This window comes from Olivibacter sp. 47, assembly GCF_030372825.1.
Taxonomy (GTDB): domain Bacteria; phylum Bacteroidota; class Bacteroidia; order Sphingobacteriales; family Sphingobacteriaceae; genus Olivibacter; species Olivibacter oleidegradans.
In genome coordinates this window covers 5135713-5161703 of sequence record NZ_JAUCNR010000001.1, presented here as the reverse complement: position 1 = coordinate 5161703, position 25991 = coordinate 5135713, and the positions used below count along the sequence as shown (strand labels likewise).

The 25991-nt window shown below is 39.9% G+C and carries 25 protein-coding genes and 1 pseudogene; 3 read left to right on the top strand and 23 right to left on the bottom strand.

Going from position 1 to position 25991, the window contains the following annotated elements:
• Positions 1-175 precede the first annotated feature (175 nt).
• The gene (gene ruvC, locus QT327_RS22390; protein ID WP_130854485.1) at positions 176-742 is read left to right on the top strand and encodes a crossover junction endodeoxyribonuclease RuvC; all 567 of its coding nucleotides are present in this window, start codon (positions 176-178) and stop codon (positions 740-742) included.
• Positions 743-779: 37 nt separating this feature from the next.
• Here ruvC and QT327_RS22385 read toward each other — a convergent pair whose 3' ends face one another.
• From QT327_RS22385 to QT327_RS22365, 5 genes are all read right to left on the bottom strand, one after another.
• Positions 780-1193, bottom strand: a complete 414-nt coding sequence (locus tag QT327_RS22385; RefSeq protein WP_013664861.1) for an HIT family protein — start codon at positions 1191-1193, stop codon at positions 780-782.
• Positions 1194-1306: 113 nt separating this feature from the next.
• Positions 1307-1780 carry a transcription elongation factor GreA gene (greA, locus tag QT327_RS22380; protein WP_013664860.1) on the bottom strand — a complete coding sequence of 158 codons (474 nt, stop codon included), beginning with the start codon at positions 1778-1780 and terminating at the stop codon, positions 1307-1309.
• A 144-nt stretch (positions 1781-1924) separates the two neighbouring features.
• Complete coding sequence (locus QT327_RS22375) at positions 1925-2617, bottom strand: response regulator transcription factor (protein ID WP_013664859.1); 693 nt, start codon at positions 2615-2617, stop codon at positions 1925-1927.
• Between the two features lie 27 nt (positions 2618-2644).
• On the bottom strand, positions 2645-4288 hold the full coding sequence (locus QT327_RS22370; RefSeq protein ID WP_013664858.1) for a sensor histidine kinase: 1644 nt from the start codon (positions 4286-4288) through the stop codon (positions 2645-2647).
• 20 nt (positions 4289-4308) lie between these two features.
• Positions 4309-6093 (bottom strand): S9 family peptidase, encoded by a 1785-nt coding sequence (locus tag QT327_RS22365; RefSeq protein WP_165446896.1) that lies wholly within the window; start codon positions 6091-6093, stop codon positions 4309-4311.
• A gap of 410 nt (positions 6094-6503) precedes the next feature.
• Here QT327_RS22365 and QT327_RS28355 point away from each other — a divergent pair, with 410 nt between their 5' ends.
• Together QT327_RS28355 and rfbC are read left to right on the top strand one after the other, a co-directional pair.
• Complete coding sequence (locus QT327_RS28355; protein WP_130854487.1) at positions 6504-6833, top strand: DUF4286 family protein; 330 nt, start codon at positions 6504-6506, stop codon at positions 6831-6833.
• A gap of 40 nt (positions 6834-6873) precedes the next feature.
• Complete coding sequence (rfbC, locus tag QT327_RS22360; protein ID WP_013664855.1) at positions 6874-7422, top strand: dTDP-4-dehydrorhamnose 3,5-epimerase; 549 nt, start codon at positions 6874-6876, stop codon at positions 7420-7422.
• 85 nt (positions 7423-7507) lie between these two features.
• Here the strand turns inward: rfbC and QT327_RS22355 are convergent, their stop codons facing one another.
• The 18 genes and pseudogenes from QT327_RS22355 to QT327_RS22270 all read right to left on the bottom strand — a co-directional run bounded on the left by QT327_RS22355 (position 7508) and on the right by QT327_RS22270 (position 25639).
• A complete protein-coding gene (locus QT327_RS22355; protein ID WP_013664854.1) occupies positions 7508-8317 on the bottom strand; it encodes an OmpA/MotB family protein in 810 nt (269 codons plus the stop codon).
• Between the two features lie 27 nt (positions 8318-8344).
• Positions 8345-8785, bottom strand: a complete 441-nt coding sequence (locus tag QT327_RS22350; protein ID WP_013664853.1) for a DUF983 domain-containing protein — start codon at positions 8783-8785, stop codon at positions 8345-8347.
• Positions 8748-9029, bottom strand: coding sequence for a CAMCR motif-containing small membrane protein (locus tag QT327_RS22345; protein ID WP_013664852.1), 282 nt, complete (start codon positions 9027-9029; stop codon positions 8748-8750). Before QT327_RS22345 ends, QT327_RS22350 begins: the two co-directional genes overlap by 38 nt.
• A gap of 118 nt (positions 9030-9147) precedes the next feature.
• Positions 9148-9672 carry a DUF420 domain-containing protein gene (locus QT327_RS22340; protein WP_013664851.1) on the bottom strand — a complete coding sequence of 175 codons (525 nt, stop codon included), beginning with the start codon at positions 9670-9672 and terminating at the stop codon, positions 9148-9150.
• Entirely contained in the window at positions 9672-10382 is a 711-nt protein-coding gene (locus tag QT327_RS22335) for an SCO family protein (RefSeq protein ID WP_130854488.1), read from the bottom strand. The genes QT327_RS22340 and QT327_RS22335 overlap by 1 nt, the downstream gene beginning before the upstream one ends.
• A gap of 56 nt (positions 10383-10438) precedes the next feature.
• Positions 10439-10780, bottom strand: a complete 342-nt coding sequence (locus tag QT327_RS22330; protein WP_013664849.1) for a cytochrome C oxidase subunit IV family protein — start codon at positions 10778-10780, stop codon at positions 10439-10441.
• Positions 10781-10825: 45 nt separating this feature from the next.
• Positions 10826-11515, bottom strand: coding sequence for a cytochrome c oxidase subunit 3 (locus QT327_RS22325; protein ID WP_013664848.1), 690 nt, complete (start codon positions 11513-11515; stop codon positions 10826-10828).
• Between the two features lie 10 nt (positions 11516-11525).
• Positions 11526-12113 (bottom strand): cytochrome c oxidase subunit 3, encoded by a 588-nt coding sequence (locus QT327_RS22320; RefSeq protein WP_041387191.1) that lies wholly within the window; start codon positions 12111-12113, stop codon positions 11526-11528.
• Positions 12110-12979, bottom strand: a complete 870-nt coding sequence (cyoE, locus tag QT327_RS22315) for a heme o synthase (RefSeq protein WP_013664846.1) — start codon at positions 12977-12979, stop codon at positions 12110-12112. The genes QT327_RS22320 and cyoE overlap by 4 nt, the downstream gene beginning before the upstream one ends.
• Before the next feature lie 10 nt (positions 12980-12989).
• On the bottom strand, positions 12990-14051 hold the full coding sequence (locus QT327_RS22310) for a COX15/CtaA family protein (RefSeq protein WP_130854489.1): 1062 nt from the start codon (positions 14049-14051) through the stop codon (positions 12990-12992).
• Positions 14052-14122: 71 nt separating this feature from the next.
• Positions 14123-16006: a cytochrome c oxidase subunit I gene (locus QT327_RS22305; protein ID WP_013664844.1), complete on the bottom strand. Its 1884-nt coding sequence runs from the start codon at positions 16004-16006 to the stop codon at positions 14123-14125.
• 20 nt (positions 16007-16026) lie between these two features.
• The gene (locus QT327_RS22300; protein ID WP_013664843.1) at positions 16027-17382 is read right to left on the bottom strand and encodes a cytochrome c oxidase subunit II; all 1356 of its coding nucleotides are present in this window, start codon (positions 17380-17382) and stop codon (positions 16027-16029) included.
• A gap of 50 nt (positions 17383-17432) precedes the next feature.
• Positions 17433-18656, bottom strand: a complete 1224-nt coding sequence (locus tag QT327_RS22295) for a hypothetical protein (RefSeq protein ID WP_013664842.1) — start codon at positions 18654-18656, stop codon at positions 17433-17435.
• Between the two features lie 23 nt (positions 18657-18679).
• The gene (locus tag QT327_RS22290; protein WP_013664841.1) at positions 18680-19285 is read right to left on the bottom strand and encodes a c-type cytochrome; all 606 of its coding nucleotides are present in this window, start codon (positions 19283-19285) and stop codon (positions 18680-18682) included.
• Entirely contained in the window at positions 19257-19793 is a 537-nt protein-coding gene (locus tag QT327_RS22285; protein WP_130854490.1) for a DUF3341 domain-containing protein, read from the bottom strand. The genes QT327_RS22290 and QT327_RS22285 overlap by 29 nt, the downstream gene beginning before the upstream one ends.
• A gap of 4 nt (positions 19794-19797) precedes the next feature.
• Positions 19798-21275, bottom strand: a pseudogene (nrfD, locus tag QT327_RS22280) (NrfD/PsrC family molybdoenzyme membrane anchor subunit).
• Between the two features lie 30 nt (positions 21276-21305).
• Positions 21306-24329, bottom strand: a complete 3024-nt coding sequence (locus QT327_RS22275; protein WP_289554075.1) for a TAT-variant-translocated molybdopterin oxidoreductase — start codon at positions 24327-24329, stop codon at positions 21306-21308.
• A 38-nt stretch (positions 24330-24367) separates the two neighbouring features.
• Positions 24368-25639: a cytochrome c3 family protein gene (locus tag QT327_RS22270; protein ID WP_013664837.1), complete on the bottom strand. Its 1272-nt coding sequence runs from the start codon at positions 25637-25639 to the stop codon at positions 24368-24370.
• Between the last annotated feature and the right edge of the window lie 352 nt (positions 25640-25991).

Here is a 25991-nt window from a genome sequence, read left to right as displayed (position 1 = left end):
CGTCAGTAAGAGTACGGTAATTTTTAATACTTACACTTTATTTATTTTTTTTTCCCCCTCGTGCTCATGGTGTTTTTTTTTGCAATGTTAAGAAAACTTAAATAAATTATAACATAGCAAGGCCGAAAGAACATTCTTAACCCTGTTTATGCTAATAAAATCGTAATATTGTGACATGTTGCAAAGCGATTTAAAAGAGCGGGTTATCTTGGGGATCGATCCCGGAACCAAAGTGATGGGCTACGGTTTAATTCAGGAAAAGGGGAAACAACTGAGCTTAATAAGCTTAGGAATCATTAAACTGGATCATTTGGAAAATCAGGCGCTTAAGTTGCAACGTATATTTGAGAAGACCACCTCACTAATCGATCAGTACCACCCTGATTGCATGGCTTTAGAAGATCCATTTTATGGCAAAAACATCCAGGTCATTCTGAAGTTAGGACGAGCTCAGGGAGTAGCCATGGCAGCCGCTTTAGCCAAAAAAATTGAAATAGCGGAATACGCGCCCAGGAAAATAAAGCAATCCGTAACAGGTAACGGCAGTGCATCGAAAGAACAAGTTGCCTCCATGTTAAAGAATTTATTAAACTTCAAGGAGAGCCCACAATTTCTTGATGCAACAGACGGCCTCGCAGTGGCGGTTTGCCATGCATTTCAAGGACGCGGCACAAGCGGTGGTAAGAAGAGCTATACTGGCTGGGAATCTTTTATAAAAGAAAATTCCCATCGATTAAAATAAGAAGGACCGATCTATACCTCATTGCGGTACGAAAACACTACGAATTACTCGTTAATCTCGCCAGCTCTTGTCTGATACGTTCAGCATGTTCGCTAAGTTGCTCACTGCTAAGCTTCAGTTTTTCTTTCGAGAAGTTGATATCACCTACATGGTTGATAGGTACTAAATGGATATGCGCATGCGGCACTTCCAGTCCAATCACAGCAACGCCCACCTTTTCGCATGGAAAAGCTATTTTGATCGCTGATGCAACAATTTTGGCAAACATCCAGATTCCAATGTACTCATCATCTTCCATATCAAAGATATAATCCGTTTCTTTTTTGGGAATCACGAGTACATGTCCTTCCGCTAAGGGATTGATGTCTAAGAAAGCCAAGAAATCATTTGACTCAGCCACTTTATGCGCTGGAATTTCACCTGATACAATTTTTGAAAATAGAGAAGACATAATACAAGGAAGTAAAAATTAAAAAATTAAAAAAGCATAAATCTAACAACTTAACCCACCGTTAGCGTCATGTAAGCGGTTATGGCAGCAACCGCACATAACCGCTATACAAGCTATCGTGAGATCTCCAATATTTCCAGTTCGATTTTCCCTGCAGGTACCTCTATTTCAGCTTTATCACCTACGGATTTACCTAACAGGCCTTGCGCTATCGGTGATTTTACCGATATTTTACCGGATTTAAGATCTGCCTCTGTTTCGGAAACCAATTGATAGGTCATGATCGCTCCATTCTTTGTGTTTTTTAATTTTACAATGGATAGAGCCAACACTTTGGTAACGTCCAATTTAGATTCATCGATCAATCTAGCATTTGCTAAAACCTCCTCCAACTTTGCGATCTTTGCTTCGTGAAGGCCTTGCGCCTCTTTGGCTGCGTCGTATTCCGCATTCTCGGACAAGTCACCCTTGTCCCTTGCTTCAGCAATAGCTCTTGCTATGGCGGCCCTTCCTTCCGTCTTCAGATACTGAAGTTCCTCCTTCAACTTTTCCAATCCTTCTTTGCTATAATATGTTACGTCTGCCATAAAAATAATACTTTAAGGTTCCATTATAAAAAACAAGCAAGACCACGCCTTATTACCAAGCGTGGTCTTGCTGAGTTAACAACGAAGTTAACTCCTTTTTCTTAAAAAAACAAATCCACTAATGTGTTTAACAGATATTAACAACTAGGTTCTATCTGCAACAAATTTATACCCCATTCCCCGTACTGTTTGTAAATGATACGGCTTATCGGGATTAATTTCAATCTTCTTCCGCAAGCGCACGATATGCATATCGAGGGTGCGGGTATTCACATTGGAACTGTATCCCCAAACCACTTGCATAAGTTCGTCTCTACTGATAACCCTATTCACATTCTGCAAGAAATAAAGTAGAATCCGATTTTCAAGAATAGTCAGCTCTATTTTTTTCCCATCTCTGATTAACGAATGCGTGTTTGGATGGTGTTCCGTGTTACCAAAGTATAAAGTGTCATTTGCGTTGTTAACAAAAAACTTCACTTTATTTTCGATCATTGCTACTAAAACATCCATATTGAAGGGTTTAGTTATATAATCCGAAACACCGAAGCTATATGCGTCTATCTTATCCACGTCCTGCGACTTGGCGGTCATCATAATAACCAGATTATTAAAACCTGCTTTGCGCAAATTTGCACAGACCTCTGACCCTTGCTTTCCGGGTAACATCCAGTCTAACAATACAATATCCGGCTTTTCAGTTAATATTAACGTCTCCGCATCCTTCCCATTCGAGGCCTGTATCACTTGGTAATGTTCCGATTCTAATCGATGAACAACCAAAAATCGAAGGTTTTCATCATCTTCTATTACAGCAATTTTAGTGTTTTTTTGCATAGTTTTACTTCTGTGCTGTTCGTCTAATTAATGTACATATGGCAGTGTTACTAGAAAAGTTGACCCTTTTCCCAAGGTGCTCTTTACTTGGATATCGCCGTCCATAAAATTCAACAATTCTTTACAAAATGCCAAACCTAAACCTACACTGCCTTGTTGGTTATACTGACTTTTTACTCTATAAAATTTTTTAAATATATTTATAAGTTCGCTCCTTGGAATTCCTATTCCCTTATCGACAAACTTAAACATTATTTGCTTTTTTTGCTTAAAAATAGTGATTTTTAACGATTTACTGCCTTCCTCGGAATACTTATAAGCGTTATCTATTAAATTTTGAAACACACTACCGAGTAAGACCTGGTCTGTATGCAAGGTTGACACATCTTTAAGCTCATATTGTAAATCAAAACCGGGGTATTTTAGTTGATACCGATTTACAATTTTTTCGCAAAAGTCTTTTAAATTAACCTTTTCATATTTCAATTTAATGGACTTATTCTCAATTTGTGTAAAAGATAATAAGGTATTCAATAGATTATTAAGCTTATCTGCCTCCTCATCCAGTATCTTACCGTATAGCTTTCTGGCGTCCTCTTTTAACTCTTTGGCACTTTGAATATTATTGCCCGCAATTTTAATAACACTTACAGGCGTTTTAAATTCATGGGTAAGGTTATTGACAAAATCATATTGCAGCTTAAACATCTTATTATTAAAACTAATATTTCGATAGATCAGGTACCCAATTACAAACAATACCAAGTAGCCTAAGGAAATCATTAGCGCTAGTGGCATAAACCGTCTATTAACCTCCTTTATCAAGAAATTTCTATTAGCGCTAAAGTATATTTTATACGAAGCAAGCGCACCGGGTAAGGGACTCTCCGTAGTCAGCAAGTCGGGATCGGTATCAAGCGTTGCATAGAACAGTGGTTTTATTTCGATCTTTTCATAAAGTTCCGGATGATTATTCACTAATTTTAGGTCCTGCGGATCTATATAATAGCTCAAGATATCCTGTTCATAAATCGAGTTATTATCAATCTCGCTTTCTACGAATTGCTTGTATGCTTTGATATCCTCTTTCCGAGGAATATTCATGTACGTTATTTTCTCAGGAATAACAGCATAAAAGAACTTATTTATCTCATCGTTATTAACACTCCGTGAAGTATCAGCGATATCAATGAAGCTGGCAAGCCTTGCGGCCATACTATTAAAATCATCGGCAATACGAATATCGAATTTTTCACCGGAGTTAGCTCGATAAATTACCTGGCTCTTCGGACAATCTCTTCTAAATTGATACACGGCACGGGGCGTTATCCCTAATCCTGTAGGTGTGTGGCTTACATAAGCATCAAAGAATAAAATGCGCTTTACAAAAGCATACTTTTTTAACACGGAGTCTGCATAAATGAAGGCAGAATTGGAATCGAGATATCCCTGATAAAAGGATACTTCCGGTATTTTATTAAAAAAAAGGTCGTTATAAGACTCTATATTCTTATCTAAAACATCGATTTTTTTTCCGACAAATTCATTTTCAACAAGCTTCCGCGCATATTTCTTTGCAAAGCCCAAGGCTATAATAAATAATAGTGATGCCAGGACAGCAAATGTGATAATAAGCCAGTAATTTTTTCGATAATGGTTATGATTTGGCATATATGATACCGATAAACCGATTAATTAGCGCCCAAATTGTTGGCAAAAAACACTTCAAGTTGCTGATAAAACGCCAAGCGAGCCTGTTCATCTTTAAAGTAATGTCCCTCTTTCTCTTTCAAAAAATAAGTTATATTAATGTTTTTGCCCTTCAGGTCTCGTACCATTTGATTGGTCTCGTTTACATTGCCACGTTCGTCCTTACCGCCTTGTGCAATAAAAATAGGCCCCTTTATCTTATCCGTATGAAAGACAGGTGATACTGCGCGAAAATAGTCTGCCTGTTTTTCGGGATTACCAATGATTTCATAATACATCTGCAAATAAGGTTTATAATAAGGAGGAATTTCTTTTAAATAAGTAAACAAATTGGTTATTCCCGAATAGGATGCGGCACATTTATACAAATCGTTATGAAAACAGGCACCGTATAGCGCGCAAAATCCGCCGAAACTATATCCAAAAATGCCAATTCGTTTAGGATCCGCGACCTTCTTATCGATCAGATATCTTACGCCATCAGCAATATCTTCCTGTATCTTTCCGCCCCACTCACCGAAACCGGCTGACCAAAACTCTTTTCCGTAGCCCGTTGAGCCCCTATAGTTTGGTTGAAAAACAGCATATCCACGATTAGCAAGAAACTGAACTTCGCTATTATATTCCCATACATTTCTTGCAGAAGGACCATTATGAGGTATAACAATAAGCGGTAAATTTTGCTTTTTTAGCTGATTGGGCAATGTTAAATATCCACTAATCGTCATACCATCTCGCGCGTCGTAACGAATAGAGTCCATCTTACATAATGCTGTTCTGTTCAAAGCGGGGTTAACATCGGCTAATTTCGTTAAATGATCGTCTTGGATGCTATATAGGTAAATTGCCCCCGGATCGTCATCAGCGTAAGTACGAATGATGAACCTCGTTTCAGCGTCGTTCTTATCGATCACCCGCATCCAGTATCCGTTTAGTCTTCGCGTTAGATCTTCATGAACCTCTTTAATCTTCTTATTAAAATAATGTCTTTCGGGTTTCCAAGTATCGTATTCCGCATAAGCAAGCCCTTTCGCAACGGTCGAAAAACGGATATTGTCGATGTCGACTTCCGGATGTACGTAAATGGTCTTAATTTCTTCTCCTTTCTCCAAGTCGATGATGACCAAGGCTTGCTTATCTCTGTTGATATTCGACAAGGCATATATGTGATTTGCTTTCCCCTCAATAAATCGCAGAGGCTTCACCGTTGTTTTGAAATTATTCTCGAAAACATGCTTAAATTCGCTCGTCTCATTATCCCGATAAAGTAATGTCTCATTTACGCCGTCGCTCGCTACCGCCAAACGCACTTTTCCATCCAGATCTGCAAACCAATTACTGATATTACCCGGATTCTTTGCCACCATCTTTAAATGACAATTATGAAGATTTAACCGATATACGTCAAAAGCAGAAGAATCACGTTTATTTAGCGAAATCAACAACTCATCATTATTCACCTGCTGGCTTACCCACCGAAATCGCATTGGCTCCGGGGTAATGAGGTTACGGACGGACAACGAGGTTCTATTGACAGCATATATATTCAGATTATCATCCTTCGACCGTTCTTTCCAAAACACCAGTTCGTCGTCATCTGCCCAAAAATAGTTTGCTATATTCTTATCCGTTTCTGTTGTGATCCTTTTGGTTTCTGTGTTATTCCAAGTCGTTAGATAGATATTTTGAATCCCCTTGTATGACTGCAAAAAGGCAATATACTTTCCGCTGGGAGAAATCTGAAAGTTTCCTTTCGGCGATTTCATAAAAAAACTTTCCACCGGTATTTCTTCCCTTTTTGCGAAATTCGAGCAAGCGGAAAGGCATAAAAGAAAAAATACGACGATGATAGGAGTAAAAATCCGCATGTATACCCACCTCTTTTTTGTACCCAATTTGTTGATTTCTTTCAGACATACAGCCAGATTTGTATGCCCTTATATTTATGGTTAAGTTAGCAAAAGAAGCTTTTTTTTTCAAACCTCACTCGTAACATTTAAAGTACACTTCTTTTGGCTCCGGTATACCTGCCTTTAATATTCAATAAGCATTTATAATAAAACACCTTTTTCTCGGTCATCTTCTATTAATATTGCTCTTTTGCTTAATTCAAACCGATACAGAATCGATTAAGAAGACATGCGATTGCGCTGATTTAGCGTGGCAAGTACTATTAATGCCAGAGGATTGCTATCTTAGCCGAATGATTTTATTTAATATTACACATATTATTTCTGATCAAAAAGTTTTAGCGTACACCGAATGGCTTAAAACAGAATATATCCCCTTGGTGAAAGCTCATTCTTTATTTGAGGAAATAAGACTTTTAAAAATATTAGACTCTCCCAATGAGGGGCACTCGTTCAGCCTTCAATTGCTAGCAAATAATAGAGAGGACATACTAAAGTTCAAAGAATCACTGTTTACTATTTTACAACAGAAGATGCAGGGAGATTTTTATGGACATCTCTTCTTATTCGATACCCTTATGGAGTACATCGATTAAGAACATAACAAAAACGATATAAGCTACACACTAATAAAATATGAATTTTGTAAAAACACCTATCGAAGGAGTCGTTATTATTGAACCAAAAATATGGGAAGATAACCGAGGACAATTTTTTGAAACTTATAACGAAGCATTATTTAGGGAAAATGGCATTGACGAAAAATTCGTCCAAGATAATCAGTCGGTTTCCTGTAAAGGCGCGCTTCGTGGTTTACATGCACAAGCAGGTCCTCATGCCCAGGGAAAACTTGTCCGAGTAATTAAGGGAAGTGTGATCGATGTCGCTGTGGATATTAGAAAAAACTCACCTACCTTTGGCCAAACCTTCCACATTGAACTTAGTGAGGCAAATGCCAAAATGCTATGGATACCTGTAGGCTTTTTACATGGTTTTGTTGCTCTGGAAGAGAACACTATTTTCTGTTACAAAGTAACCGGTAAATATGATAAGGCAAATGAAATCGGCGTTCGTTACAATGATCCTACCTTTAACATCCAATGGCCTTTACCACAAGAGGAGCTGATTTTATCAGACAAGGATCTTCAATTACCGTTGCTTGCCGATATCAATAATCCTTTTTAGTTCGTAGTTGAATAGTTGAGTGGTTAAGTTGTTAAATAGCACTCGACCATTCAACCACTCAACTATCCCGCTATTCAACTACCTACTATTTTATCAATTCATAAAGCTCATCCAGCTTTGGAGAAAGAACAATTTCTATTCTTCTGTTAGCACTCCTAGCCTCGGGTGTGTCTGCGGTATCTACAGGGGTAAACTCGCCCTTTCCCGTTGCTATTAGCCTCTTTGGATCGATTCCCTCTTCCTCTGTTAGATACCTGACAACCGAAGTTGACCTCAAAACGCTGAGATCCCAATTATCCTTTATTTGTCCCAAGCTTCTCACCTTCTGATTATCTGTATGACCTTCAACGGCCATATTGATTTCGGGCTGCGTATTCAAAACTTTGGCTAACTCGGCCAAAGCTTGTTTCCCACGCTGATCAATTATGATACTTCCCGAAGAAAAGAGTAATTTATCAGCAAGTAGGACATATACTTTACCCTCCCGCATATCAACGGTCAACCCGCTTTCCTTAAATCCCAACAGCGCACGTTGCAACTTATCTTTTAATTGATTACCTGCTTCCTCTCGTTTCCGCAGTACATCTTCTACCTCTTTCAGGCGTTCCTCGCGTTCAGCTAAATTTGCGGCCAGTTTTTTCGCCTCACTTGAGCTTGAGCTCAAATTCTCTTCCAATGAAGCAAGCCTTCTTCCCAATGATGCTGTGTCGGCCCTTAGCTTCGCCAGTTCATCTTCTAAGTTGTCATTTTTGATTTGAGCTGTCCGCCAACCTTGATTTAATGAATCCTGCACATTTAGCATAGCTTGGTAGGCTTTCGGGGACATCACTTTGCAACTACTTATAAGTAAAGCAATAAATAGAAACAAGCAAAAAGCCTTATTAAAAAGTATCATAGCGTTTAAATAAAAGGAAAACTGATCTCAATCATCCAACTGATATTTTGGATTGTATTTAATCTTGGGCGTCAGAAAATACAGCAAAATCAGTCGCGAATATCGATAATTAAATGGGGCCAAAAGCAATACTGCTATAAACAACACAATCGAATAGAGCCAAGGAGACTCACTTCCGGTAATTAAGTAGGTTGTCAAGCCGATGGTGATTACTTCCAAAACTGCCATGGCATAACTTACATACATAGCAGCATAAAAGTAGCCGGGTTCAATTTCAAATTCCAAGCCGCAGTATGGACAAATATCATTAGTTCGTTGTTTACGAAAGCCATATGTACCACCAATGAACATTTTTCCCGTTCTGCATTGAGGGCATCGGGCTTCTATTAACGCACGTATCTTGCTCCTACCCGCCATGCCTCCATGAAAACTAGTTGAGATTGATCGGGTCGTGTTTGAAATTAACATCAACCTGCTTCCTTCGATATTTTTTATACCACATATATCCTACGGCGCCTACCGCCAAATAAGGCATAGCTAATAAAAACAATATCCCTTTGTTTAAGCCTTTGCCTTGACTGTTGCCATCTTTCACCGATTGCTCAGCATTTAAAGTACACATCGCGCATTGTGCATACACCGGTTTGACATAGCTGACAGCAGCAATTGTCAAAAAAAACAGCAATCCAGCTATTCTGAGAATCTTTTTCATTTGCTTATTTTTAAATGATAAAGCTAATCTGTTTAGTATAGCGCAACTTTTTATTGATCCTTATTATAGAAAACGAAATTACGCAATAAAAATTACTTACACGAAGCTAGTTTATCGACTAATTGTAGTAAGGAGCCATCATTAAGTACACGATTACGCCTGTAATGGTGACGTATAACCAAATAGGAAAACTCCAACGTACTAATTTACGATGCTTTTCAACTTGCATCTTCATCCCTCTGTAAAAACTGAACAGAACAAGGGGCAGTACAATGGCCGAGAGCACAATATGCGTTATCAATATAAAGAAATAAATGGGACGAATAATTCCTTGCCCCCCAAACTTTGCCTCATTACCGGTGGAGTGATAGATTATATAAAGCACCAGGAAAAGCGAAGAAAGTATAAAGGTAATGATATTCAGCCTTTTGTGCATTGTAATATTTCCTTTCCGAATATAAAAGAAAGAGATGATGAGCAAGACGGTGCAAGTTCCATTAATCATGGCATTCGCCTTAGGCAAATAGAAAACCCAATCCGGTATAACTTTCCAGGCGATCAGTCCACTTTGCAATAGTGCAACCACGACAAAAACAAAAACCGATACGCCCCAAACCAATCTAAAGATAGCCTTATCACTCATTATTGTCTTATGCTTATATTTCTAAATTCTTCCGTTAATAACAACTTAATTTCGTCAATCAGTTTATCAACATCCGTTTTAACCAAGGCGTCGTAGTACCCTCTTATTCTTCGTTTTGAATCCAATAGAACGATTGATGAACTATGCGTAACAGGGGTATGCGCTTTTGGGTCATAAACAACATCTAACAGCAAGCCATCTTTGGCCAACGTTATAACTTCTTCGTAGTTCGCCGGTGATAGCATATACCAATTTCTAAACTTACCCCACCCTTCCTTATATTGTTTCAAAACGGAGGGTGTGTCACTATAAGGATCAATGCTAACCGAATAAAGCTCAACCATGGCGTTTTTTTCGAAACGTTTGGCAATCTGTTGCATCACTTGGTTAATAGGCTTCGCTAGCTTCTCTTTCTTTGTAAAGAAGAAATTAATAACTGCCACACTGCTATCCGGTTTAAAGGTTACCGTAGAGCTATCGCTGTTTAACATGCTGAAAGGTTGCACGGCATGATAAAGTGTATCGGGAATCTGTTTACCGCGCTTGGTATGAAAAGTTCCCGTTAATTTCTTTTCGCCATAAAAGGGTAACGATTTATAACGATTCTCGCCCTTTTCCTGAAGTAGATAATAACAAAATCCCGGTAAAGCCAATATGGTTACCAGGATTGCAATCTTCTTTATTGAAAAGGACTTTGTTTGATCTTTCATTCTGCGTAATATACCACTCTAATCAATCTATCGAGAAAGACGCTACAAAGAAAATACTATCCGAATACATGATTCAAATGTATACTCAGATAGGATCCTTCCGTTAATAACAGAATAATGAAATATATAATAAAGACAAACACAATGAGTGTCGACACTATAAATCCCATTTTCTCAAACTTTAAGTGCATAAAATAGGCCACAATATAATAAGCCTTCACCAGTGTAAGCACTATATAGATGAAATTAACTAAAGGTCCTTTTTCAAGAGGCCCATGATAAACTAATGCCAATGCAATGAAAAACTCTAGGCAGGTAATCGCTAATAAATAAAAGAAAACCTTCCAGATCAACTTTTTAGACATATCAGCATGATGCTCTTCATGTGTATGTTCCATATGTGAATTATGTTCGCTCATTTGTATATCGTAAGGAATGAAAAATTAAACCAAGTAAAAGAAAGTGAATACAAACACCCAAACCAAGTCAACGAAGTGCCAGTACAACCCTACTTTCTCGATCATCAAATAGGTTCCTCTTTTTTCAAATACATTTGCCATCGTCATAAAGAGAATGATGATATTGATGATTACACCGGTGGTTACGTGAAACCCATGGAAGCCTGTAATGGTAAAAAATAGATTAGCGAATTGTTGGGCTCCTAATTTATCAATACCTTCATAATGCGTAGGTATACTGCCCCACCAATATCCTTCGTGATGCAAATGCGACCATTCTAAAGCCTGACAGCCTAAAAACATCAAACCGCCGATAATGGTAGCAATCATCCATCCTACTACTTCTTTTTTAGCATTGCGATGTCCTGCTTCTACTGCTAACACCATGGTAACCGAGCTCATGATCAGTATAAAAGTCATGATCCCCACAAAGACCAACGGATAACCATGATCGGCAATTCCGGGAATGGATTGAAAAACATCATCCGGATTAGGCCAGGTTACCTGGGCAAAACGCTGTGCACCATAATAAATCAAAAAGGCGGAGAAAGTAAAGGCATCTGATACCAGGAAAAACCACATCATAATTTTGCCATACTCCATGGCAAAAGGAGATCTACCACCATTCCATGGTCCAGATTTCACTTGATCTAATTGCGATACAGTAGTACTCATTTAATTAGTTTTATTGATTCAAAAGTAAGAAAACATATATATATATCCATAGAATATCCAGAAAATGCCAGAAAATAGTGGCAAGTTCCATTCTAAAACGATTTTTAATTAAAGGGTTCCCATTATTAGCTTTAAAAAAAGCATTTAACAGTACAATGATACCAGCCAAGATATGCGCTTGATGCGCCCATACAAAGACGTAGATGAAAGACTGGGATGCATTATTATTAATGAACATCACGCCATTTCTAGCCAGCTCCATCCAGGCACTATATTGCAGGAAGAAAAACAAGCAGCCTAGCAGAATGGTCAGCCCTAACCATAAACGTTGTTTTACGACATTGCCGATTTTAGCCGATCCATAAGCTAAATGCATACAAAAACTGCTTAGCACAATACTGATCGTACTGTAAATAAAAGTATTAGGTAATAACGTTTTTAAGCCCTTATCTTCCCCTCCCGCCGAATAAACAATAAAACCACTGGACCAAGCGGCGAAGAGCATGAATGATACCACTAAAAAAACGTATAAAGAGAATTTCTTCGCCTTTAAAGACGTTAGATAATTATTATTATCCGTTTGTTGAACCATTATCATATCTTAATAAAATCAAACAACAACACTAATTGCATTAACGGTAATATGAAAAAAGATGTAAACATTACTTTCCTTGCCGAAGCCAAGTCCCTTTTCAAAAATAGCTGCAATGCAAAATAAGCAAATACTAACCCCGCCAAAAGCGACACAACTGCGAGCGTATATCCTGCAAAACCATACCAAGTAGGTAACAAAGAGACAGGTATGAGTAGTGCTGCAGATAAAAAGACCATAAAGGCACTTATCGTATCCTTCCTCGTGGTGGGTAGCAACCTAAATCCTGCTCGCTTATAATCTTCATCAAGTACCCAAGCGATACTCCAAAAATGGGGAAACTGCCAAACGAATTGAATTCCAAATAAAATTAGTGGTATCTCGTCAATGAACGGTTCCTTAAAAGCTGCAAAATACCCAATAAGCGGCGGCAAGGCTCCCGGAAATGCACCAACAAAAACGGCAATGGGCGACTTTTGCTTTAAGGGTGTATAAAAGAACGCATACATCAAAATTGAAAATACCGACAGTACTCCTGTAAGGAAATTTAATCGAACCAATAAAAGTGTGCCGATTAACCCCATCAACAAACTTAAAACCAGTGCTTGTCCCGACGTCATTCTGCCCGATGGTAAAGGTCTATCCGCTGTCCGCTTCATTAATTTGTCGAGATCGCGTTCAATAATCTCATTAAAACCATTAGCAGAACCCGTCACCAGTAATCCACCTATCGTTAGAATAGCCCAATTTAACCAATTGATATCTCCTTGTGCCCTACTCCCGACAAGAAAAGCAATTGATGCAGAAAATACGACTGTAAAAGAAAGTCGAACTTTTATTAACTGCTTTAAATCACTTATAAAATCCTTCACTTTAATCAATTTACTGACCTATGTATTCGCTCGTCTTTCCCAGTAAGAGCATGAGGTAATATTGAGCTCCAAACAACAAGCTAGCCAACACCAAGTGTGTGGTTTGAGCATAAGCCGGAACTCCCAAATACGAAAGAATAAAGCCTGTGGCGAGCTGCAAAATAACGAGTAGAACAATCAGATTAACAATTCCGCTCTGTACACTTTTATGCGCATATCTCGTTCGAACCAAAAAGAATAATAATAGGCACAGAACAAAGACTCCTATAGCTATATCACGATGGTAGTTAAAGTAGTTACTTAGCTTCGATACCCATTCAGCGCGATTGTCAGATGACGACGCAATGAAATCGATTTCCTCTCGCACCGTTGTCCCCAGTATTACCTGCACAACAATAAGCACCAAAACCACTAGAGCAAGCAATTTTGCTGATTTATTCCCTCTGTTGATCAACAGGCTACTGTCTCTTAGCACTTTAGCTTGGAAATAGGTGTAAATACTAATTGCCAATATAACCAATGCCAACAACATATGTACGGTAATTACCCATGCCAATAAATTGGTGGAAACAACAATGGAACCAAGCCAAGCCTGTAGAAATACAACAAATAAATTGAGTACGCTGAAATAGAAAATACGCTTTTTACTTTTCAGGAACGCAGTGGAAAAAACAGCACACAATAAAAGGAAAAACCCTGTAACTGCACCAACTAACCTATTGATATACTCCGTCCATGTTTTAGCCGCATTAAACTCCTCATGTTGAAGAATGCTCTTATCATTTCTCAACTCCTCAGCTAACTCGGCGAATCCGAATAGATCCAATGTCTTCGCAAAGCGTTCGTTCTTTCTTGCCCGATTGTCAATGTACTTTTGCTCGTACCCTTCAGGTAACTGAGACTCGTTTGTTGGCGGTACGTACTGGTCAAAACACTTTGGCCAATCCGGACAGCCCATTCCCGAACCGGTACTTCTCACCACTCCACCGGCCAGGATAAGCAAAAAGAGCGATAGAATAGTAATTTTATTTACTACTACAAATCTCCTCTCGCCAGGTAAATAGACACTCATTAGCACAAAAATGGGGCACCCGATTAGCTTATAAGCTTAGGCAGATACCCCAAGTTCTTTATTCAAAACTATTAATGATGTAATTCTCTTTCGACACCATGCTCCTTATCCCACTCGCGTTGAATTTGCTCAGCAACAGCATCCCCTTCAAAATCGTGTGGCAAGTTAGAACTCATCGTTTCTGAGAAAGGAACCGTTTGTGGAATAAAATCATCATCATGTCCCGGTTTACTATAATCGTAAGGCCAACGATAAACTGTTGGGATCTCGCCCGGCCAGTTTCCGTGTAAATGCTCTACCGGTGTTGTCCACTCCAAGGTATTAGATTTCCATGGGTTCTGTGTTGCCTTCTTACCAAACCAAATTGAATAGAAGAAGTTAAACAAGAATGCTACTTGTCCAAACCCAGCGATAATAGCCGCCCATGTTACAAAGACGTTGACCGTCAACCATTCTTGCATGAATGGGAAATTAGTGAACGAATAATAACGGCGGGGAACACCATCTATTCCCATAAAGTGCATCGGGAAAAATACCAAATATGCCCCAATAAACGTCATCCAGAAATGGAGATAACCCAATTTATCGTTCATCATTCGTCCAAACATCTTTGGATACCAATGGTAAACACCACAAAGCATTCCACAAATAGATGCAGAACCCATTACCAAGTGGAAATGCGCGACAACAAAATAGGTATCGTGTAAGTTAATATCTAAGGCGGAGTTACCCAAAAAGATACCAGTCAATCCACCCGATATAAAGAATGAAACCAAACCAATAGCAAATAACATGGCCGGTGTAAATTTGATATTTCCTCTCCATAAGGTCGCTAGGTAGTTAAACGTTTTTACCGCTGATGGTACCGCGATGATTAAGGTAGTAATCATAAATACACCACCTAAGAACGGATTCATTCCGGTAACGAACATATGGTGACCCCATACAATAAATGACAGTACGGTAATACCAATCAGTGAATATACCATCGCATGGTAACCAAATATCGGCTTACGTGAGTTAGTCGCAATTACTTCCGACGTTAAGCCTAAAGCAGGCATTAATACGATATATACCTCAGGGTGGCCTAAGAACCAGAAAAGGTGTTGGAATAAAATAGGACTACCACCCTCATTTGGTAAGATCTGTCCACCTATAATGATATCCGATAAATAGAAACTGGTACCCATACTTCTATCGAAGATCAATAAAACCACGGCTGAAACCAAAACAGGGAACGATAACAAACCAACAATGGCCGTCAAAAACACCGCCCAGATAGTCAAAGGCATTCTCCAAAGGCTCATTCCTTTCGTGCGCATATTCAATACGGTACTGATGTAGTTAATACCCCCCATTACCTGTGAAGCAATAAACAGCACCATACTTGCCAACCAAAGTGTCATCCCTGTTCCTGATCCCGGAATAGCCTGCGGCAAAGCCGATAAAGGAGGATAGATGGTCCATCCGGCACTTGCAGGTCCACTTTCAACAAAGAAGGAGGAAATCATCACTACGCAAGCCGAAAAGAAAAACCAATAGGATAACATATTCATAAACGGCGATGCCATATCCCGCGCTCCCAGCTGCAATGGAATCAGTAAGTTACTAAAAGTACCACTCAAACCAGCAGTTAACACGAAGAAGACCATGATCGTTCCGTGGATAGTGACCAAAGAAAGGAAAAAATCGGGCCTTATCCTACCGCCCTCTGCCCACTTGCCTAGGAAAACTTCCAATATGGGAAAATCCTTTTCAGGCCAGGCTAACTGAATTCTAAATAAGATGGATAAAAACATAGCAAAAAAAGCCATGATGATACCCGTAATTAAAAACTGCTTAGCAATCATCTTATGATCCTGACTAAAAATATATTTCGTCAGAAACGTTTCATGATGATGCCCGTGAGCATCATGGCCATGATCGCCTGCATGTGGAATTGCTATACTTGACATAAGCTCTTATCCTCTATATATTAATAATTTAACGCCAATTGTTTATTATCCTTCGCCTGCCCCTCTTGATTTGCTGTTTGCGAAGCTTTGAATTCTTTCTTCACGTCATCGCTAAAGAAATAAGTTTGCGATGCCAACCACTCTTTGTATTCCGCTTCGGATACGATACGTACTGTCTTCTGCATATTGTAGTGTCCTTGTCCACAGATCTTAGCACAAAGCATTACATAATCAAATTCAGGATTGTTCAACTTTTCGCGCATCTCCTCCGTTGTGAAACGTGGAGTCATTTGGAAATGCGTAGCCATACCCGGTACTGCGTTCATTTGAACTCTGAAATCCGGCATATAGAAACTATGTAGGATGTCTTTAGAGTTTATGGTAAATCTAACAGGTTTACCTACCGGCAATACTATTTCAGATCCCATTATATCATCCCAGGCATTTTTATCATTATAGTCGATCCCCAAGCCGTTCAAAGGGGTTGTCAACTTAATACTTCTTTTACCAATTTTATTATCTCTTCCACCATAACGAACCGTCCAAGCGAATTGCTCGCCCGTAATTTCCACTTGCAGCGCATTTTTAGCTACATCATCCGGTACATTCGTTATACTTCTCCAGGTAAAAAACCCAAACAATACAAGAATTGTCAATACAATGGCCGGAACAATGGTCCATATTTTTTCTATCAGGTTATTATGTGGATAGAAATAAGCTTTGCGCTTTCCACTGCTTTTATATATGAATGAGAATCCAAAGAGTAAGATATGCGTTAGCACAAAGACAATGGTTGTAATCACTGTAGTTGTGATAAACATACTATCAATTTTTGCTCCGTGCTCGGATGCCGCTTCGTGCCAAGCTAGGCTACCGTGGTGTACGTATGACCAATAAGCACCGTACAATCCTACAAAAAGGCTTATTAAGAAAAGAATGCCGTTGAACTTATTCCAGTTCACGCGTTTTCCTTTTCCTTGCATTTCGCGTGTTAATTCGTAAACGTGGATAATCTTACCAACAATACCAACCACGATACACACGAGGAAAAACAACAACACATAATAAAAGAAGTTTTTATATACCTGAGGGTCTATTGACTTTTCTTCTTCTTGTGCTGCTTGTGCAGCGTTGCTGGTTGCACTTGTCCCGGCGGGCGTCTTTGCAGCAACGGCATTACCGGTGGTATCCGCCGCATTTGTCCCGGCTGAATCCGCTTTAGCCTGCAACTCTGAACTTGAAACAGTAGCACTGGTATCGTTCTTGGCGGCAGTACTATCTCCTGACTGAGCAAAAGCTGGACTTTGCAATGATAGCATAACAGCCATTACCAAGCCGAAGATCGTTCTAAAATTGATGTACTTTCTATATCTCATTTCAATATTAACGGTTATTCGTATTTCAATTCGCTTTCTAATCGAAGAAACTAAATTTGATGATGAAGACTTTCTTCCAAAAATGGATGGTTCTTTGGGGCCAGCGGTTGCTTACTCAATTTACCTAAGGTTAAATAGGTAAATAAACCAACGAAACCTAATATCGAACCGATCTCACTTAGACCAAAACCTCTGTGGTTTTCAACCGTTCCGGGCATAATCATGATATAATAATCTAACCAATGTCCAGCTAACAGCAGGATACATACAAAAAGCATGATATTTTCTTTCCTTTTAGCATCACGATCCATCAAAATCAGAACAGGAGCTACAAAGTTAATGATTATTGACAACCAAAACCAAGGTTTGTACTCGGGTTCCCATCTTTTATAGAAATATACCGTTTCTTCCGGTATGTTTGCGTACCAAATCAACATAAACTGTGCAAACCATACGTATGTCCAAAAGATAGAGAAACCGAAGATCAGTTTACCCATGTCGTGTAAATGGTTTTCATTCACCCAAGCTAAGTATCCAGCGCGTTTCAACAAAATAATTATTAAGGTGATCGCACATAAACCACTTACCCACATTGCAGCGAAGTTATACCAACCGAACATCGTTGAGAACCAATGTGCCTCCAAAGACATCACGGTATCGAAAGACCATATAGGTGTTGTAAAACCAAATATCACAAGAAATATTGCAGAAAATTTGAAGCTCTTCTTATAAGAATTCAAACTTCCTTCCAAGTCCTCTCTATAAGATAGTTTAGACAAGGCTGCACCTAAAATGCTGTAGCAGCCTAAAAATATAATCTGTCTGGCAAAAAAACCGGGTACATTTAGAAAAGCAGACTTTCCTGCTACTAAAGCATCGTAGTGAGGACTATTCGGATCCGTTATTCCATCGGCGTGCCAATGATGGTATAGATTATGTGTAAATAAGCCCGCAGCGGTGATTACGATCAAAATAATCGATGCGATCGGTAATACACTGGCAAATGCTTGCGGAATACGTAAAAGGCCTGTTGACCATCCGGCTTGGGATACAAACTGGATAGCTAAGAAACAAGCTCCTGCTGCACACACACAGGTAAAATAATATCCCATTAACAATAAATTGGCGAACATGCGGTGGCTACCGTCCACATAAAAGCCCGCAACAATCGCAATAACACCAATTATTATTGCTGCCAAGCTCCATGTTTTCGCCTTTCCAACGAATTCAAAGCGCTCGTCAAAATTATATGTAGTGTGACTATGAGTTCCCATTTGATATATAACTGTTTATAATACTATTTTTTTTGCAATTCATGAACATACATCACCACTTTCCATCGTTCTTCAGGTGATAATTGTGAAGCATGCGAGCCCATTAGATTTAATCCGTAGGTAATCGTATGGTAGATTTTACCATCGGTCAAATCCTTCATTAATCCTCCACGGGAAGAGTTGCCCGTAGCATATGAAGGTGGCGGTGGAAACTTCTCCATGTTCACAATGGTTCCATCCCCATGCCCTTCAGGCCCATGGCAAGGCGAGCAAAAGGCCTGAAATAAATGAGCCCCTTCCTTTAGGTTCTTTTCGTTTCGTTCCAAAGGATTGTGCACATTTACACTTGCTGCTTCGTAGCCCTCTAACGTATTTGGATAATCAAAACGTTCAAAACCTACGGGAGTAGTTCCCTCCGGTGGAGTCTGAGCCGTTTGCCCATTGGCAAAATTCTTATTGGGTTGGTCTGGATTATATCCTATTGGATCGTACATGTTTCTTGAGAATTCCCATCCTGTACTCCGCGTTGTTTTATCTCCACAAGAAGATACTATCGCCGCGAAAGCTATTGCAAAACATGCGGTTCCAAACAGTCTAGTCTTATTCATAGCTAACATATTTCCTTTCATTGTACAGTACTTCTACCGCACCTGCGTCTTTTAATAAGCTGTCAATTTTTTCGTGATCGGTGTTCGATCTAGCATCAATTGCAATTACAAAGCGATCGTCCGTTGCGCGCAAATCCATTACTCGTGGAGCTCTTCCCGGAAAAAGATGGCTTCTGAAGTAAAATGCAGCCACCATACCCAACGCACAAAACAGGATAGTTAGCTCGAATGTTACGGGAACAAAATCGGGCATTGGCAACGTCGGTTTACCACCGATAATCATAGGCCAGTCTTTATGCAGTGTATAATATAGCAAACTGATACCAGAGATGGTTCCGGTAATACCACATATGAAAGCTACGATTGGCAAACGAGATGGCGGAACACCTAATTTTGCCTCAATACCGTGTATTGGCATGGGTGTATATACATCGTAAATAGAAATGTTACTCTTTTGCAACTTATCTATTCCATCCATCAAATCGTCCGGATGTTCAAAATGTCCTAAAATATATTTTGTGTCGCTCATCTTTTTATTTTGCTAATTCTTTAATTTCCTCTTCGCTGACACTATCATACTTGTAAGCGATTCTTTGTAGAATTCAACCTGCTCGGATTTCAAGTGACCTTCCTTAACAAGTTTAAGCTTTTGCTGGTGACTAGCGGAATGCAATAATAATTTAACCTCTGCCATTGCTATACCCGGTAATACACGTAAGAACAATAAGAATAAGGTAAAGAATAAACCGATTGATCCAACAAATATACCAACGTCAGTCCAAGTTGGATAGAACATTGCCCAGCTCGAAGGTATATAGTCGCGATGCAGTGAGGTCACGATAATTACAAAACGCTCGAACCACATACCAATATTTACCACGATAGACAATACCCATGAAATCGGAATGCTTGTCCGTATTTTCTTAAACCAGAATAACTGAGGAGAAATTACGTTACAGGTCATCATCGACCAATATGCCCACCAATACGGCCCTGCAACACGATTGGCGAAAGCATACATTTCATATTCTGAACCTGAGTACCAAGCGATAAACAACTCGGTAAGATAAGCAACCCCTACAATAGACCCGGTAACCATGATGATCTTGTTCATTGACTCGATGTGGAACATGGTTATGTAGTTTTCGAAATTCAAAACTTTCCGGGTAATCAAGAGTAAGGTTTGAACCATGGCAAAACCCGAGAAAATCGCACCCGCCACAAAGTAAGGAGGGAAAATGGTTGTATGCCATCCCGGGATAACCGAGGTTGCAAAGTCCATTGATACGATGGTGTGCACTGAAAGTACCAGCGGTGTAGAAATACCGGCTAATATCAATGATACGATTTCAAAGCGTTGCCAAGTCTTCACATTACCCGTCCAGCCGAACGACAAGATCGAATATATTCTTCTTCTTAAGCCAGTAGCGCGGTCGCGAACCGTTGCAATATCCGGTAATAAACCTGTATACCAGAACACTAAGGATACTGTAAAATAGGTAGAGATCGCAAAAGCATCCCATACAAGGGGGGAGTTGAAGTTCACCCATAATGAACCGAATTGGTTCGGTAGCGGGAAAATCCAGTACGCCAACCAAGGACGCCCCATGTGGGCAACGACATAAGTTGCGGCACAGATTACGGCGAAGATTGTCATCGCCTCTGCTGAGCGGTTGATGGAGTTACGCCAGTTTTGACGGAAAAGAAGCAATACCGCAGAAATCAACGTTCCTGCGTGACCGATACCCACCCACCATACGAAGTCGGTAATATCCCATGCCCAGCCTACCGTTTTGTTTAGGCCCCAAGCGCCGATACCCGTCCAAAATGTATAACTTACGCTAAAAACCCATAGTAGCGCACCCAAGGCAGCTACAGTGAAACCAATCCACCAAGCCGCATTTGGTTTATTCTCTACAGGTACGAGAATATCATTCGTTACCTTGGCATAAGTAATATTCTTACCGGTAACTAATGGTTCTCTAAGTATTGATTCGTTATGCGATGACATATTCTTATTTTTTCAGATCAATTAAACCGATTAAGCTTCAAAAGTATTTCTAACTTTAGTCATATAACCAATGTTAGGTTGTACGTTAATTTCTTCCAGTACATAATAAACACGCTCATTTCTCAACGCCTTTGATACCTCTGAATTAGGATCATTGATATCGCCGAAGATAATGGCATTAGCAGAACATGCTGCTGCGCAAGCCGTATTTATATCACCGTCTCTCAACTTACGTTTTTCCAATTTCGCTTTCAATTTTCCACCTTGGATGCGTTGTAAACACATGGTACATTTTTCCATCACACCACGTGATCTAGATGTAACATCCGGGTTCAACACTAATTGAGTGAACTCATTGTTCAGGTAATTATCAAAGCGCGAATCATTCCAATAGTTGAACCAGTTAAAACGACGTACTTTATATGGACAGTTGTTCGCACAGTAACGTGTACCAAAACATCTGTTATAAGCCATATGGTTCAAGCCTTCTGAAGAGTGAACGGTAGCCAATACCGGACACACGGTTTCGCAAGGGGCATGATCGCAATGTTGGCACAGCATGGGTTGGAAAACAACCGATACATTATCCAGATTAGCATTTTCTCTGCTTAGTCTGTCTAATTCCTTTTCCTCTGTTACTTGTTCGCCATCATGCTCGAAGCTATAATAGCGGTCAATTCTTAACCAGTGCATTTCGCGGCGGCGACGTACTTCATCCCGTCCGACAACCGGCACATTGTTTTCCACATTACAAGCCACCACACAGGCACCACATCCCGTACAAGCATTCAGGTCGATCGCCATAACCCATTTATGCCCTGGCGACTCAAACTTATCCCACAAGTCGTAAGTCTTATGCTTTTCGCCATGATTACCACTTCCGTGCGCAGGGTCCTTCACGTAATCTTTAAAAGTAGTTTCCCTAATTACATTGCGTCCTTCAATGGTATGGTGTGTTTGTGTTTGTGCTAATTCATAGGTTCTTGAAACCTTTTCTAACTTAGCGGTTGTATTAAATTGGAGTGTACCATTCACGAACTTAGCAAATGGATACGCATTTTGTCCAACCTCGTTCCCTGCTTTACCAGCCTTCGTTCTACCGTATCCAATAGCAATAGAAACTGTACCTTGAGCTTGTCCCGGTTGCAACAGCACCGGCAGTTCCACTGAATAGCCGTTCTCTCCTGTAACCTTTACTACGCTATTCTCACCAAGCCCTAAGCTCTCTGCAAATTTAGGCGCAATGGCGACGTAGTTGTCCCAAGTCACCTTTGAAATAGGATCCGGTAACTCGTGCAAGTACGCGTTATTTCCCTGTTTACCATCTCTTATGGCCACACTTTGATATAATTGTACTTCCACATCTTTAGCCAAGGCTTTGCTAGCGCTCACTGCAGCCGCAGCAGCTGCGTTTACATCTCCTGCAAAGCTATAAGCTTGTGCGGGTTTGTCGCCTTTATATTCAAAGCCAGCTTGCAGCACATTTTCCCAGGTTGTACCGGTGCCGGCTAGTATATTCTTTTCCCAGTTTTCTTTTACAAAATCATGGTAAGCAAGCGCATTGTCTGACCATATAAGTAAGCTTTGCTCGGCTTGACGGGTATTAAATACCGGATTGATTGTAGGTTGAACGACTGTAAAGTACCCTTCTCTTGCGTTACTATCTCCCCAAGACTCTAAATAGTTATGATTAGGCGCTAAAATATCTACCAATTCCGCCGTTTCATCCTCACGATCAGCAAAAGATACTTTGAGCTTAACTTTGGCTAAAGCGCCTTTGACTTTTTCGCTGTCAAAATAATCGTATGCCGGATTCACATTTAAGAAAAAGGCTACGTCTACTTGACCAGCAGCAGCTTCATTCAAGAAAGTTGTAAAGTCAGAATCATTTCCTTTATACTGATAAGATACATTATCTAAATCGATCGTGCTTCCGTAATTGTTTAAGGCTGCATTGATGGCATTGGCAAGTGTTTGCAAAGCAACGTCATTACTTCCTGCTACCACCACTGATCTGCCTTTTGCATTCTGAAGTTCTTTTGATACAAGACCAACTACCTTTTGTGCCTTTTCATTAGCCGAAAGACCTCCTGCCAAAGAAGCTCCTGTAATTGCGTTATACAATGAGACAAGCACCGCAGCTTCCTCGGAAGGCTTAACCGCAACGCGCGCATCTGCATTTGCGCCAGTCATACTTAATCCACTTTCGAATTGAATATGACGCGACATTTTTTTGTTTTCAAGCGACTTATATCCGCGATTATCGGCATATTGTTGTGTATGCTCTTCTCCCGCTAACCAAGTTCCTAAGAAATCCGCACCCACACTCACGATCACATCCGCCTTATCAAAACGATAGTGAGGAATAGCGGCCTTACCGAAACTTGCTTGATTTGCTTTTATAATACCCGCATAGGACACGGCATCTACCTCAACCAGCTTAGCAGTTGGGTATTTGGCGATGAAACCTGCTATTGCAGCTAATGCTGAAGGGCTATTGATGGAAGACGAGATGATTCGTATTTGTTTACCGGCGCTGTTAGCTGCATTTAAGGCTGCTTTAACTTGTGCGTCAACCGACTCCCAATCCGCTTCATTACCTTTGATCTTCGGTCCTTTCAACTTGGACATATCATAAAGGTCTAAAACGGATGCCTGCGTTGCTGCATCGGTTCCCCGATTTACACCGATTGATTTAGGATTCGGTTCGATCAATATAGGTCTACCCTCTCTCGTTTTAACCAAGATACTCTGACCGTTGTAACTAGACGCGTAATAATTTGGAATACCCGGAGTCACTTCCTCCGGTTTTATTAAATAGGGTATAGATTTATGTACCGGGGTGCTTTGGCAAGCCGCTAGCGAAACTGCTCCCAATCCAAAACCTAACGCTTTCAAAAAGTCGCGACGAGGTGTTTTTGTACTTAAACCGGCCTCGTTTAATACGTTCTCTATAGGAAGGGATTCTGCGAACTCACCTTTGCTGTTTTTTACAAAAGCAGGTGTTTGTTCCAGTTCTTCTAAGCCTTTCCAATATTTCTTGTTGCTATCCATTTAAGCTATATATATTAAAGATGCGTATTCTCAATTTATTAATAATGACATTTACCACATTCAAGGCCACCAAGTGATGCAGCTGTAATCTTGTCGCCCTCTTTTAGTTTCTCATGAGCAGCGATCAGCTGATCGTAGTATGCATTGTCTTTGTGATTAACTTCTGTTTCACGGTGGCAATTCACACACCATTTCATGGTTAAAGGAGAGTATTGATAAACTTCTTCCATGGTCTCAATCGGTCCATGACAACGCTGACATTCGATTCCTGCAACTGAAACGTGTTGCGAGTGATTAAAGTAAGCGAAGTCGGGCAAGTTATGGATTCTAACCCATTGAATTGGACGTTGATTAGGTCCATATTTTTGACCATCCCAATCCAATGCATTGTAGATTTTTTGGATTTCAGGTGAAGTTTCTCCATTATACTTCTCACTGGCTGTAACGTATTTATGGCAGTTCATACAAACGTTCGCAGAAGGAATGGAAGCATTTTTTGATTTAAATGCGCCCGAATGGCAGTATTGGCATTCGATCTGATTAACGCCCGCATGCAATTGGTGAGAGAACTTAATCGGTTGAACCGGTTTATAACCTTGGTGAACACCGACATTCCACAATGTTTTCCAACCTGCCGAACCAAGGAAAGCTACCAAGCCAAGTACAAAGAAGAAAACCAATTTTTTATTCTTAGCTAACTTTTTAAGGGTCCCTAAGTAGTCTTTACCTTCTGTTTCTTCCTCTTCTTCCTCAATAAGCACCTTTTTGTTAAGAATGATTCGTTCCAAGGTTTTGATAACACGGTTCAGCACAACAATCACAATGAACGCGATTACAATTACCGCAATCAATCCGTACAGCATAAAATCACTCACGTCATCGCTCTTGGCAGCTGCAGCATCACCTCCCGCAGTTTTACCATCTCCACCGGCAGGAGCCTGTGAAGCATCGTCGATGTAGGCTAATATGTTTTTGATATTGTCATCGGACAAATCAGGGAAAGGAGTCATCACGACCTTGTTGTGCCCTTCAAAAAGCGCAACCGCTTGTTCGTCTCCCGCAGCAACTAAAGCCTGTGAATTTCTAATCCACTTAATCAACCATTCTTCCTCATGTCTTTTGCTTACATCTTTCAATGCAGGGCCAACCAGATCCTTATCGATGGCGTGACACGAGGTACATTTCTGTTTAAACAGAGACGCCCCTTCTTTAACGTCCTGCGCACGGGCAGACACAGCTGCCATACTTAGTACTGAAACTAAGATCAAGGACTTTACAACACTTCTAAAAAGTAACGAGATGTTTCTCATATTGAGAGCTTTATACTATTTTATATGAATGTAACCTAACAGATTCAAAGATGCACTGGGCATACCTCTTTAAAACCTGAGCACAAAAGTATAACTAATTAAGATATCAGTGACAATTTCGTGACTTTAATTATCAATTTATAATGATTCTAAATTGTTTTAAATCGCCTCTATTTAGTTTTCTAAGCCCTTTTTTAAAGGCCCGCCAAAAATCATCCGAAAAAATACGGGAAGGGAATTTGAAATATTAAAAAAATATTATTACTCTATTTAAGAGGGCGGCTATAAGCTCCGGCCATGGTAGAAATCTAGGTCGTAGTATGACATCCTACGGGCTGAAAAACAAGAAAGG